Source organism: Pannonibacter sp. XCT-53 (assembly GCF_009915765.1).
Classification (GTDB): domain Bacteria; phylum Pseudomonadota; class Alphaproteobacteria; order Rhizobiales; family Stappiaceae; genus Pannonibacter; species Pannonibacter tanglangensis.
On record NZ_JAABLQ010000001.1, the window covers coordinates 1,641,253 to 1,653,676 of the forward strand.

At 68.6% G+C, this 12,424-nt stretch carries 12 protein-coding genes and 2 tRNA genes; 6 read left to right on the plus strand and 8 right to left on the minus strand.

Annotation, left to right across the window (positions count from 1 at the left end; genetic code table 11):
• The first annotated feature begins 245 nt into the window (after positions 1–245).
• Complete coding sequence (locus tag GWI72_RS07360; protein WP_161708244.1) at positions 246–797, plus strand: CAP domain-containing protein; 552 nt, start codon at positions 246–248, stop codon at positions 795–797.
• A gap of 138 nt (positions 798–935) precedes the next feature.
• Here the strand turns inward: GWI72_RS07360 and GWI72_RS07365 are convergent, their stop codons facing one another.
• Positions 936–2,060, minus strand: a complete 1,125-nt coding sequence (locus GWI72_RS07365; RefSeq protein WP_161708245.1) for a Tim44 domain-containing protein — start codon at positions 2,058–2,060, stop codon at positions 936–938.
• A gap of 402 nt (positions 2,061–2,462) precedes the next feature.
• Positions 2,463–3,908: a YcaO-like family protein gene (locus tag GWI72_RS07370; protein WP_161708246.1), complete on the minus strand. Its 1,446-nt coding sequence runs from the start codon at positions 3,906–3,908 to the stop codon at positions 2,463–2,465.
• 435 nt (positions 3,909–4,343) lie between these two features.
• On the opposite strand from GWI72_RS07370, the gene GWI72_RS07375 reads away from it, so the two are divergent.
• Both GWI72_RS07375 and GWI72_RS07380 read left to right on the plus strand, forming a co-directional pair.
• Positions 4,344–4,613, plus strand: a complete 270-nt coding sequence (locus GWI72_RS07375; protein WP_161673375.1) for a hypothetical protein — start codon at positions 4,344–4,346, stop codon at positions 4,611–4,613.
• A 315-nt stretch (positions 4,614–4,928) separates the two neighbouring features.
• Positions 4,929–5,228, plus strand: coding sequence for a hypothetical protein (locus tag GWI72_RS07380; protein WP_161673377.1), 300 nt, complete (start codon positions 4,929–4,931; stop codon positions 5,226–5,228).
• 67 nt (positions 5,229–5,295) lie between these two features.
• Here GWI72_RS07380 and GWI72_RS07385 read toward each other — a convergent pair whose 3' ends face one another.
• Positions 5,296–7,389 (minus strand): BTAD domain-containing putative transcriptional regulator, encoded by a 2,094-nt coding sequence (locus tag GWI72_RS07385; protein ID WP_161708247.1) that lies wholly within the window; start codon positions 7,387–7,389, stop codon positions 5,296–5,298.
• A 222-nt stretch (positions 7,390–7,611) separates the two neighbouring features.
• Here GWI72_RS07385 and GWI72_RS07390 point away from each other — a divergent pair, with 222 nt between their 5' ends.
• A complete protein-coding gene (locus GWI72_RS07390) occupies positions 7,612–7,881 on the plus strand; it encodes a hypothetical protein (protein ID WP_208995669.1) in 270 nt (89 codons plus the stop codon).
• A gap of 1,156 nt (positions 7,882–9,037) precedes the next feature.
• On the opposite strand, the gene GWI72_RS07395 is transcribed toward GWI72_RS07390, so the two are convergent.
• A tRNA-Arg gene (locus GWI72_RS07395) sits at positions 9,038–9,114 on the minus strand.
• A gap of 56 nt (positions 9,115–9,170) precedes the next feature.
• Positions 9,171–9,476, minus strand: a complete 306-nt coding sequence (locus tag GWI72_RS07400) for an ETC complex I subunit (protein ID WP_161673381.1) — start codon at positions 9,474–9,476, stop codon at positions 9,171–9,173.
• Positions 9,477–9,921: 445 nt separating this feature from the next.
• On the opposite strand from GWI72_RS07400, the gene GWI72_RS07405 reads away from it, so the two are divergent.
• On the plus strand, positions 9,922–10,137 hold the full coding sequence (locus tag GWI72_RS07405) for a hypothetical protein (RefSeq protein WP_161673383.1): 216 nt from the start codon (positions 9,922–9,924) through the stop codon (positions 10,135–10,137).
• A gap of 128 nt (positions 10,138–10,265) precedes the next feature.
• Entirely contained in the window at positions 10,266–10,775 is a 510-nt protein-coding gene (locus tag GWI72_RS07410) for a hypothetical protein (protein ID WP_161673385.1), read from the plus strand.
• On the opposite strand, the gene GWI72_RS07415 is transcribed toward GWI72_RS07410, so the two are convergent.
• The 3 genes from GWI72_RS07415 to GWI72_RS07425 form a co-directional block, all read right to left on the minus strand.
• Positions 10,735–11,439 (minus strand): hypothetical protein, encoded by a 705-nt coding sequence (locus tag GWI72_RS07415; protein WP_161708248.1) that lies wholly within the window; start codon positions 11,437–11,439, stop codon positions 10,735–10,737. The two genes, GWI72_RS07410 and GWI72_RS07415, sit on opposite strands and share 41 nt — an antisense overlap.
• Before the next feature lie 260 nt (positions 11,440–11,699).
• Positions 11,700–11,776: transfer RNA gene (locus GWI72_RS07420), tRNA-Pro, on the minus strand.
• A 67-nt stretch (positions 11,777–11,843) separates the two neighbouring features.
• Positions 11,844–12,395, minus strand: a complete 552-nt coding sequence (locus tag GWI72_RS07425) for a DUF192 domain-containing protein (protein ID WP_161673389.1) — start codon at positions 12,393–12,395, stop codon at positions 11,844–11,846.
• Positions 12,396–12,424 lie beyond the last annotated feature (29 nt).

The following is a 12,424-nucleotide window of genomic DNA, read 5'->3' on the forward strand; positions in this document are numbered from 1 at the left end:
GGGCACATCCGCTCCAGCGCGCTTCCTACAGGAGCGGCGCGCAAAGGGAAACCGGGGAGATGCGGCCCGCGCGCGCTTTTCGCCGCCGCGTGACCGGATCGCCCCACTTCGGCGGGGCCGTCATCGCCGGGCCTCCGTTCGCCACAGCCTGCGGTCCGGCGCCGCGTGTGCGCGCCGAGGCCTTGGCCTGCAGGCGGAACTGGCTTATGGGACGGCATCACTCATGCAAGGCGCAGGATCATCCCATGCAGACACGCCGCCAGATTGTGACCGGTCTCGGCTCCGGTCTCGCCCTTGGCCTCGTTCTCGCCCTCGCCGGGTGCGGCGCGCTGGAGCCGACGCGGCTCGGCCCCGCCACGGTGATCGAGCCGGTGGCCGTCGACGAGCCGGCCATGCTCGCCCGGCTCAACGCCTATCGCGCCGGCAAGGGATTGCCCCCCGTCGCCCTCGATCCCGTGCTGACGAGGGTCTCCGCCGACATGGCCCGCTACATTGCCGAGCGCGACAGCATGAAGACCCGGCAGCACAGCGCCGAAGGCCTGTCCGGCCGTCTCGACGCTGCCGGCTACCGCAACTATGCCGGTGCGGAGAACCTTGGCGCCGGCTATGCGTCGCAGGAGGCAGCCTTCGCCGGCTGGCAGGGCTCGGCCGGCCATGACCGCAACCTGCTCAATCCCTATGTCACGCGGATGGGTCTTGCGCGGATGCGGCGCTCGGACGGAACCTGGCGCCACTTCTGGGTGATGACGCTGGCCCGTCCCGAGGCCGACGGCCGGCCGATCCTCGTCAACCGCTGACGTCTGCCGCCCGCTTCGGCGCCACGCGAAAAGAAAAAAGCCCGGCGCGAGGCCGGGCTGAGGTGAGCTGTCAGATGTGTCGTCGGGCATTTCGGCGGGAGGCCCTTGATGCGGCCTCCCTGCCCTGCGGGTCGCCTGTCAGGCCTGAACGCCCTGGATCGCCGAGAGTTTCCACTCGCCACCCTGCTTGCGGGCGAAGGTCCAGAGTTCGATGCTCTCGCCCGGCACCTCGGGGTTGCCCTCGATGACCGCACCGCTGTCGCGGTCGAGCATGACGTCGATGGCTTCGTAGCGCATGGCGACGGTGGCGTAGTCGGTGCCGTCCTCGGTCCAGGCTTCGGCCAGGTCGCCCTGCAGCAGCTTGACGGCCGTCACCGAATTGCGGCGGCCCTCGGTCGCCAGCTCACCCAGCTCTTCCGCGAGGTAGGACATGGCTTCCGGCGTGGCGAGACGGCGCAGCGCACCGAAGTCCTCGCGGCCATAGGCTTCCTGCACCTCGGTCAGCATCTGCTCGAAACGGTCAAAGTCAGACCCGTCAAGCTGGATCGGCTGCCCGACCGGCTGCGGCTGCGCCGGACGGCCGCCGCTGAAGAGACCGCCGGCAAGGCCCGCCAGGCCGGACTGGCCGGACTGGCCAGCGCCAGCCGGGCCGTGGCCCGACATGCCGCCCATGCCCCCCATGGCGCCGGGGGCTCCCTGACCAAGGCCGCCGCCCATCGGGGTCGGGCTGGCACCCGGCATCGAATAGGCATGGGCCGGCGCCGGGGCCTGCTGACGCCGGCTGGCGATCAGGCGCATGACGACGAACACGATGAGCGCGATGAGACCGACCTGCAGCAGCAGGCCGAAGAAGCCGGCCAGGCCGCCGAAGCCCTGACCGAGCAGCATGCCGATCAGGCCGCCGACCAGAAGGCCACCGAGCATGGAGCGGCCGAAGCTGCCGAACAGGCCCGGCTTCTGTGCTGCGGCCGGGGTCTGCGCCTGGGCGCCCGGACGGTTGGTCTGGTTCATGGCCGGCGCGGCCGGGCCGGTGTTGGGCGTCATCGACCGCTCGATCGGGGCGGCCGGAGCCGGCGCGGTCTGCGTCGCCGGAGCAGCCTCGTGGGTGCGTGACCCGCGGCTGCCGAAGCCGCCGCCACTGCCCGCGCGCCGGGCCTCGGCATAGTCGGCGGCAATGATGAGAGCGGCGAGGCCCAGGATTGCTGCGGCTGAGGTGCGGGCAAGACGGCGTGTCACGGACGGGATTTCCTTCTCTGGTTGCATTCGGGCGCGTTTGACGCGCTTTGTCTGCGCATATGGGTTTTCCCGGATGCCATGAAAAGGGGGGGAGACCGACCGTCGCGAAATTTTCTGAGCTTTTCTGGTCAGCGCACCTGACAGGCCGGCGCGGCCCCTCGCTTAAGGACCGGCACGGCGGGACCACCGGCATCGCGGCGGACAGAAAAAACGGCGGATCCGGGAGGGATCCGCCGCGAAGTCAGGTTTCCAGAGACCCCAAGGAGGGGAACCGGCGAGAGCCGGTGAGAACGCCGCTCCAAAAGTGGAGTTTCAGTCTCATCTTTTTTCTAGGCCCGCTTCCGGCGGGTGTCAAGCCCGCCCGCGCGCAAGCCCGCCCCAGATCAACCGGAACGGGTCAAGCGGAACGGGCCAACCGGAACGGCCCAGCTAGAACGGAAAGGGATGACGGGCGAGATCTGCCTCGTCACGTGGCTTTCGCCCGGCTGCAAGCGCCTCGGCCTGCAGCCGCGCCCGGCCGAATCGTGGCACCCAGTCCACCAGATCCGGACTGACCACCTTCATGCAGCTGAGACCGATGTCGTCGCACGCCAGATCGAGACGATAGAGCCTGATGCCCTGCCGCCGCAGGCTGTCTGCCAGCGCGCCCGGCTGAAAGGGGTGCGGCAGCCGCGGCAAGGGGGACGGGCTGCCTCCGTCCCTCTGCAGCAGCCGGCGCAGGTCGATGACCGGTGCAAGGTCCGGCGTCCCCGCCGGCCGACCCGCCCGAGCTGCGGCGGCCAGCCGCAGCTCGAGCATCGCCTCGGCCTGGATCAGTTCGCCGATGGCGGAGCGAATGGCGGCGGCCGCGTCGGCACCGGCGGCAAAGCCGGCCACGGCATTGGCACCGGTCAAGGCATCCGTCCTGGCACCCGTCCCGGGTACGATCCTGGTCCTGGCCACATCTGCGTGCCCCTCCCCCAGCCAGGACACGGCCATGACCACATGCTGCGACAGGCGCGACGGCAGCAGCGCGACCTCGGTCGCCCGCCTCCGCTCACGGAACCAGCTTGCACAAATTTCAGGCAGAACCCCCTGCCAGACCCCCTGTGCAACTGGAGTTATCCCCAGGCGGTTGTACCACCACAGGCCAACGGCATCGCGCTCGGCCGCTTCTGCAAGGGCCCGATCGGCGGCAGTCTGCGGGTCGGTCCAGACCGCGGTCCCGACGGAAGAGGCGAGCGGCAGACCGGCGAGCCCGGCCCAGCGGCCCTCGCCGAGCAACTGGCCGAGCGCCGGCACGGCGACGGGCGCGCTGCCCTCCCAGGGCTGTGCGACCAGCCAGCGGTCCGACAGGCTGCGCCAGTCGATGCGCCCGCCCCGCATCGCCTCCAGAAGGCGCGGGTGCCGCCGGGCAAGATCCTGCTCCTGCGCCGCGCTGAAGCCCATCAGATCGCCCGCCTCGAGATGGGCATCGAGATCCGCGCCGGACCGGACGCGTGGATCGCCGGGCCCGCGCGAGACCAGGCTAAGCCGTTCTGCCAGTTCGCCGAGGCAGGATTGCAGGGCGGCGACAGGCGAGGCCCCCTGCCCTCCGGCCACCACGCTGGCGAGCGTCGCGGCGGCAGCGGACCTCCAGCCGGACGCCGTCCCGCCGGCAGGATCGCGGGCCGGGTGCCGCACAGTTTCAGGGACAGTTTCGGGGGCCGTATCGGGTGTCAGCATCGCGGACATCAGGACGATGCCCGCGGCCTGAGCGGGGACCGGACGCACCTGCACGGACCAGTGCTCCAGCAGGCGCGAGAAGGGCGAAAGCGCCCCCTCCAGATCCCTCGCCAGCCCGTCCGGATCGGTGGATGGCAGGCGCCCCGCAAGGTCGCGGGCAAGGGTCCGCACAGGGGTTTCTGCGGGGGCACTGACACGGATTTCTGCCGGGGCAGCCCCCGCGTCCGGCAGACTGTCCGGCGCGTGCGACCCGCGTCCGCCCCCCGGCAAAACCGGCGGGCCAACCGCCCCTCCAGCCCCCGCATCACCCGCACTTAACGTTTGGTTAACTTTTTCCACAGGGCGGCACCATCCGGCAGTTGCATCGATGGCGAGCCTGCCAGCCCCTCTTGCCGAACGCAATTGCCCCGATGAAGCTGCAGGGGCTCGGCACGGAACCGCAAAGGCGCGGCTCTCCTGCCGCCCCCTGAAACCCCGAAAGCAGGCCCGGAAAAGCGCCAGGCACACGCATCGTCAGGCTGTATCGCGCCCCCCGGCGTGAACGGCAACAGGCGAGGCTTGTCCGGCCGGAGAGGCTTGCTCCTTGCAACAGACAGAGGTTTGAACATGCGTCAGGATGCTACCCGCGAAGCTCAGGTTTCCTTCGGTGCCGTCATCGGCCAGCTCGTCAACGACGGCACGCAGCATGACGCCGCCGCCCTCGTCGCGGCCACGGTTTCCGGCACCACCGTGCTGGCCGACGCCGTCGACATGGTTCACCTTGTGGTTCCGGCCACGGTCGACGCCACCCGTGTCGCCGCCGGCGACGAGACCTATTTCGAGGAACTGGGCCGCAAGGCGCTCGGCGCCTGCCTCTTCGACGTGACCCCCGAGTAAGTCGGGTCGTCCGCAAGCCGAGCCCCCCGGAACGCCGCGCTCCCGGAAATCCACGCCTCGAGGCAGCCGAGCACAGTCCCGCCCGAACAAGGGGCCGCACGACCATCCCGGCGCGTGCGGCCCGGTCGGGTCCTGCCGGGTGCTCCCGGGGCCGGGTCCGCACCTGCGCAGCCTTGTCCGGCCGGGCAGAACGGGGGACCAGACTTACGACCAGGCTGGTGGCCAGACTGGCAGCTGGACAGGCCGCCTGTGCCCGTTTCCCGTTCCCGTCGTCGCCGCGCGCGATCGGGACCAACGCCCTTGCCGGAGACCGCCATGGCCCGCTTTCCGATCCCGCAGAGCAAGATCGCCGAGCTCGGCCGCCTCCTTGCCGAGGCCGCCTGCAACGAGACGCAACGCGAAGCGCTGCGATCCGATCCCGCCGCCGTCCTGCGCGCGGCAGGCTTTCCGGAGGACCTCGTTGCCCTCTTCGAGTTCCGGGTCGTCTGCGACACCGAAACACAGCGGCATGTCGTGCTGCCCTACCGTTTCAACGCGGCGCGCCTTGCAGCGCAAGATCCGGCCTATCTGGCCCAGATCGCCGAGATGACGATCGGCCAGGGCCGCCCCAACTAGGTCTCCTGTCTCTGGGGTGTCGCCCGGACCCGGGCGCTGCAGCCCAGGCTCGGGATGAGGCTCAGGATCAGGCGCGGCCGAGCCCCAGCGCCTCGCGCACAGAATCCAGCCCGCGCTCGAAGGCGGCGCGGGTTGCGGGCTCCTGGAACATGTTGACCTGGTCCAGCCAGGCGCGCAGCTCGAGCGGCACGGGCTTGAGGCGGCCGCGCCCGAACTGCGTCTCGATGCGCTGCAGCAGGATGTCGCGGGTGGCGGCCGCATCCTCGGCAAAACCGGCCCGGTCGAGCGCGGCCAGCCGCGTGGCCAGGCCGTGAATGTTGTCCATCGGGCCGCGCCGGGCAAATTCGGCGGCCCGGTCGAAGTCGCCACTGGCGAAGAAGATGTTGGCGAGATAGCCGTAGACGATGCGCGGCGTCGTCGTCAGGCCGTCGAAGGCCTTCATGGCCATGTCGGTGGCCTTGCGCAGGTCGCCGATGTAGGCCAGCGCCTCGGCGGCCGAGATGACGTTCATCGGATCCATGGGATTGAGGCTGAGTGCCTGCGAGAAGGCCCGGTGGGCATCGTCGGGCCGGGCGGCATGGATCATCGACCAGCCGAGCATGCGGTGGTTGATCACCTGCCAGGGGTCGAGCGCCACCGCCTTTTCCGCCAGCGTCATGGTCGCTTCCGTGTCGAGCAGGCCGCCGCCGACGGTGGGATAGAACAGGGCCTGCTTCATCTGGATGGAACAGCGGCCGGCGTAGATCTGGCTGTAGCTCGGATGCGACTGTTCGAGTTCGGCGAGGATCTGCAGCGCCTTCTGGTCGGCCGCGCGGTTGAACTCCCACATCAGCGCCTCGGCCTGGCACCAGCGCGAGAAGGCCGTCCGGCCGGGGCGCATGCGCAGGCGGCCGATGACGTGACTGTGCACGCGGCTCACGGTCCGGAACACGGCCTCGACCCGGTCTGACGCCGATGTCGTCAGTTCGAGATCGATCACCTCGTTGAAGGCGATCTGCCCGCTGCTGCGGTTCTCGAGCTGGACGTAGATGCGGTTCAGCATGCGATCGCGGCGGAACCGCAGCAGGAAGCTGCCGAGTTCGCCGCCCTCGACCCGCATGGGCGCAGCCCCGTCCTCGCCAATCCAGTAGGCCGCCTCGTAAAGCTCGAAGCAGCGATAGGCCGACAGGCCCGCCACGATCTCGTCGCGCAGCGACAGGGCCAGATGGTCTGCCTCGCGCTCGAAGGACAGGCTCGCAATCGACAGCACGGGCAGCGAGATGTCCCGGCGCAGGCCGGCCAGATCCACCGTGGCACTCGCCATCCCGCCCCCGGTCGGCGCCGCGACAGGCGCCGGCGCGAGGACGGCCCCAGGGGCGGCTCCGGGAGCCGGTGCCCCTTGCGCCGTGCCGGCCGCTCCGACCGGCGGACGGCGTGCCGGATCCCCCGCGCCCGCGTCCTCGATGAGCAGCAGCGTCGCCGGGTCCGGGTCCTGGTCGAGCAGGTTGCGCAATTCGCGCGCGCAGTCGCGGTACTGCTGCAGCGCGCGCTCCCTCCGGCCCTGGGCCAGATAGTGACGGATCAGCGTCTGGTGCGCGAACTCATGCGCCGGATCGAGACCGAGCAGGAAGCCGGCCAGCACCTCGCGCTGGTTCACCGCCGCCGCACCGCCAAGGATCTGCAGGTCCTCGAGCGCGGACACCGTCTTCTCGATGACCGAGGCCCGGACGCGTTCCTGCTCGAGGGCCAGCCAGTCGGCAAAGGCAGGATCGAGCGTGTCGAAGCCATTGAGGAAATCGCCGCCCCAGAGCGCCTTGAGACGGGTGCTGTCGAGCGGCCGGAAGCCGCCAAGCATCTGCTGGATCTCGTCGAGGTCGGTGGTCAGGACCTCGGCACAGAGGGTGATGGACGTCGGCGTCGTCTCGATCAGGCGCAGGCCGGCCAGTGCCTCCGTCTGGCGGACATGCGCGACCGCCTGGCGCAGCGACACGGCGGCCTTAGCCCGCTCGCCCTCGCTCCAGAGCAGGGCGGCAATGTCGGACCGGGTTGCCGAGAGACCGGGGCGACGCAGCAGATAGGCCAGCAGGGCGAGGGCCTTGCGCGTCTTTAACGCCAGCGTTTCACCATCGGCCGTGGCGAGGCGCACGAGCCCGAGCGTCTGGAGGTGAAGTCGTTCGGCCATATCTATCCGTGGGTTGCACCTCGAGCCTACTGCAATTCAAGCTCGCGCGCGGCCTTTTTCCTCGCAGGCCGGGGCGCTTGACTCGACGTGGCGACGTGACACCGTATCACGCAAGTTTCACGCTGCGAACGGAAGATCGCGCCGCAGGATGCAGATGGCTCGGCCCGGCAGGGGCGCGCCGGCAGGTCCAGTTAGGCCATTTAGTAGAACGGTAGGATCAAGATGTCCAAAGCTGCCGAAGTGACCCAGACCCTGAGCCATGACGCAATCGCGGGCCAGGACACCGAACTCGCCACCGAGCTTGCAAGCGAATCCCTCAAGCGCATGATCTATTTCACCCGTCGTGAGGCCGAAAAGGACGGCCGGACCTTCTGCGCCTATCTGCTCAGCCTTGCGATGAAGGCGCTCGACGAGGAAACCGACGAGATCAACGCGGCCGTGAAGTCGAAGTTCGCGCCGGTGGATCGCACCCAGGACCTCGCCTCCAACTGAGACAGGGCGCAAGGGCCCGGATTTCCAGCATCGGCGATCCTTGCCGCCGGGATAGATCTTGTTGGCATGGTCTGGCCGGATTCCTCTGGCCTGAATGCTCTGGCCGGCGATTTCAAGCAGGCGATTTCAGGCAGGTGATTTCAGGCAGGTGATTTCAGGCCGGCGCGCTGACGCCGGCTTGCTCGCCCTGTGCCCCCTGACGCGGTGTGTCCGGGTCCGTCCTTGCCGCAGGTCATTTTGCGGGCCCGCATGCCGGGGCAATCGTTCTGGCCCGTCGCTCTGTTCCGTTGCTCTGGCCCGCTTTTCTGATGCGGTTGCCTGAACCGGGTATCGCCCGATCCCGATGTCCCCTGCCCTTTTCAGGACTGGCCGGGCTGTCACAGGGCCCCAAGTCACGACTGGTGCTGACCGCTTCCAGCCGGATCATTCCCGCTCCCTGTCCCGGCGTCGATCCGGTCCCGGCCTCGATCTGGCGCTGCTCCGCTCCGCAGGATGACGGCGGCGCGGTCGAGCCGGTTTCGGCCGTTCCGGCGAGGAGCGGGACGCAGCGGATCGCGGGATTTGTTTCTGAAGATGTCTCGAAACTCGCGCACCTGAGCGCCGCCGGAGCAAGGGACAATCGCCGTCCGCGCGGGTGACGGCACAAGTCTCGGGGCGTCGCTGTCCTCACGCCGGCGCCAGGGCCAGGGCCAGGGTCAGGGTCAGGCGCCCATGTCGCGCGGAGCCGAATCAGCGGGCTGCGCGCCTGTGCGCTCCGTTGATCGCCCAGCCCGCACCGACCGGCTCCGACGACCATGCCTCTTCGAGCGTTTGAGGCCGGGACCAAGCTGAGATCCCGGTTTAACTGTGGATATCATCCGGCTGATTTTTCAACAGCCATCCATGATTTCACGCCAAGCTGCTGCAGAGGGTGCGTCCTGCCCTTCGCAGGGCCCTTGCCGCCACTGCCTGTTCGTCTCCCCGTCGCCGGACCAGAGAGGGGCGCCGGCGCTGGCAGGGTCGCTGGCATGGCCGGGGCGCCGCGGCCCGCTCGCCGGCCGAAGATCACCCGGCAGCATGGACCGCAGCCGGGCGCGGACGACACTCCGGACAAGCACGGGTGTCCCCGGCACGGGCCGGGCGACTGTTTCTGATTATTTCCACTTGGAACAGGTATTGGCGACCCCGGCAGGATTCGAACCTGCGACCATTCGCTTAGAAGGCGAGTGCTCTATCCAGCTGAGCTACGGGGCCTGACCGGCCATCGGCCGGTGGATAGGGCTGGCAGGGAGGGCCAGCCCGGCAGGCGATCAGTGCGTCCAGGGCGCGGAACGGTCGAAGCGGAAGTTGTCCGAATAGGACGCGCCGCGAATGACACGCTCCTTCGGCTGCTCGACCCGATGCGGAATGCCCTCACGCGTCGCGTAGGCGACGGCCTCTTCGGCACTGTCGAAATACAACCGGATCTGCTGCTTCATGTCGGAAGACGAGGTGTAACCCATCAGCGGTTCGACAGAACGCGCCACTTCGGGCTCGAATTCCAGCACCCAGCGTTCAGTCTTTGCCTTGCCGGACTGCATGGCCGTCTTGGCCGGTCGATAGATGCGCGCAACCATGTGGCGTGTCCCGATGTTGCCTGGATCATCCGGTCAGGTCGTCGCGGGCATGACGAGGCATTGCCCGTGCGGACCTCCAGAACTCGCCCCGTTTTCCGCGTGTTCGGGCCGGTTGTCAACCGCCTGAGCGGCGACCGCACAGGCAAGCCCCCTCGCCCCGTCGCCGGTCGCCCGCCTGGCGCAGGCGCGGGTGTCGCGGCCCTCCGCCCGGCCGCAAGCTTCGCCGCGCGGGGCACCGGCGGCCGTGTCCAAGGCCCGGGCGCCGGCGCCCTTCGGCAAGATACAATCTCGCTTGCACCGCCGATTGCTTTCGCGCCGCCCCGCTTGGATTTATTGTGTTTCCATAAATTAATCGCCCGGACCGCTGTCCGGTCAGTGATCCCCGCCACTGGCCGGACAGCCAACCGGACATCCAGGACCTCGGCCCGAAATGATCCTGCCGCGCATGAGCCACTATGAGCACGAGCATGCCACGCCGACGAACGCCCGGGCCCACCGACTGCGCCAGGCGGTCGATGCGCATGGGCTCGGCGACATGTGGGACATGATTCTCACGCTCGACTATCAGGTCGAGCACGTCGGCGACCTGATGCCGGATGCGCGCGATCAGTTTCTCGACATCATCGACCTGCTGCTGCGCGCCTTCACCACCCGCTCCTGAGCGGCGGCCTGAGGTGCGTACCGCTCGAAATCCGTTTCCTCAGGGCGCGAATTCCGGCATTCTGCGCCAGACAGGGAATGGCCAGACTGGTCTGACCTGCAAGACAGACCAGAGTTGCAATCGATTTCATGCTGGCGCGCCCGACCTACATGTTTGCTGATCTTGGACTGGATGCAGTTGATCGGGGCCTTGCTGACCCGCGGCTGGCCCGGTTCCTTGAGGACATGCGCGCGGCCGACGGAATCGCCGACAGCCGGCTGCGTCGCCACCTGCCCTACCTCAGCCTGTGCTCGGATGCGGCCGGCCCCGATGCGCCGCCGCCCATCTTCTACGTCGGCCATGCCTGTTCCCAGCGCCAGCTGTTCGGCGACGAGTGGACCCGCAGCCAGGACGCGGGCCTTAGGACCCCGGACCCGGGGCTTGAAGCGGCTGCCGCCGACGGCTACCGCCTCGCCCTCGAGCGCGGGGCCTATTATGGCTACGCCCGGACCCGCATCGACCTCGACGGGCGCCTGGTCGATGTTGCCTTCGAGCGGCTGATCGTGGCCCTGAAGCCCCGTGCCGGCGCGACAAACCGCTTCTGCGCCTATTTCGGGCTCATCCAGGAGATCGACCGGCAAGGGTCCGGGCCAGCGTGACCAGATCGGTCCGGCTTGACCAGACCAGCCAGTCGTCGGGCCGGATATGGGCCGGTGCGCCAAGCCAGTGGGTGCCGCGCGGCGCGAAGCGACGGTAACCGACCCTGAGCCCGAAGCCCTTCAGTGCATTGGCCTCTGCCATCAGGCCATAGAGCCAGTCGGGCTGCCATTTCAGCAAGGCGACGAGGAAGCCGGTCTGCGTGAGCTTCTCCGCAAGGCCCCGGCCACGCAGATCCTTCCGCAGCCACAGATTGCCGTGATAGACGATCCGCCCCGTCAGGGCGAAGGCGTCGACCGCATGGGCCTCGCCGAGCCTCGCGGCGCCATTGGCAGGATCGACGAAGATCCGGCGTTGCTGTTGCTGCCAGAGAGCGGCCAGCGACCGGTCGCGCAGGGTCTCGATCTTGGCGGCCTGCAGCGAGGCGACCTGCCCGTCCGCATCGCGGGCGGCGATCCAGAAGCCCGTGTCGGCATGCAGGTCAAAGAACTTCGGCGAGAAGTCTTCCATCAGGTAGCGGTCCTCGCTTGCCTCGGCGGCGGCTGCAAAGGCCGCAAAATCGGCGCTTTCGGCAAGGGTCAGCCCGGCGTCCGCAAGCGCATCGGCAAGGCGGCCGAGCGCGCAGGCCACGTCGAGGGTGGGAACATCGCTTCTTTCCAAAACCATGAATGCCTCCAGTCTGTTAGCCCGGGCGTTGCCCGGGCGGACCGACTGTGGAACAGGTGGTGGCGCGCTGGAAAGCAAAACGGCTGCGCCGAAGGACGCGCGCAGGCTCTGTCCGGCAGATCCGGATGGCTCTCCGGGGATGGTCCCTCGGGGATGGTCCCTCGGGGATGGTCGTTCGCGAATGGTCGTCCGGGGATGGTCCGCTGGCGGAGCGGGCCGCACCTCTGCTTTGGGAGCAGATGCGCTGATGAGCGGAAGAATGGTCGGGGCAGCAAGATTCGAACTTGCGACCCTCTGCTCCCAAAGCAGATGCGCTACCAGGCTGCGCTATACCCCGACGACTGGTTGCGGGCGCTTGGCCCGGCCGGTTTGTCGATACATCTATTGGCTTTGCCGTGCAAGTCTCAGCGGGCGGCGATGCTGGGCGATGTCACTGTCTGGCCGGGACGGATGCCCAGACGGCTGCTGGTGCCGGCAACAACCTCGAGCACGAAGCGCGCTGCCCCGCCGGAGGGGATGATCCGTTCGGACAAGGGCTCGGTCGAGGGCGCGATCGAGACGATCTGGCCTGCGGCGCTGATGAAGATGATGTCGAGGGAGATGTAGGTGTTGCGCATCCAGAAATAGCGCTCGCCCTCATCCTCGAAGATGAACAGCATGCCGGCGTCGGCCGCCAGCTCCCGGCGGTTCATCAGGCCGGTCGCCCGGTCTTCCTCGGTCGCGGCGACCTCGGCGCGGAAGGCGACCGCTCCGGCGTCTGTCGCGATCGTGACGGTCTCGACAGGCAGCCCCTCGGCACGCGCAACCCGGCTGACAAGGACGCCGAAGAGCACGATCGCCACAAGGATGACGGCGCGGGCGGCTATTCCTGCCGACTCACGCCAGGAAGCCGCCGGAGCCTGACGGCTTCGGACGGTCAGGGCGCGGGTCGGCGCCGTGAAGCGGGTGATACGCATGACTCAGTCCCCCTGGACAAACGCAAGAT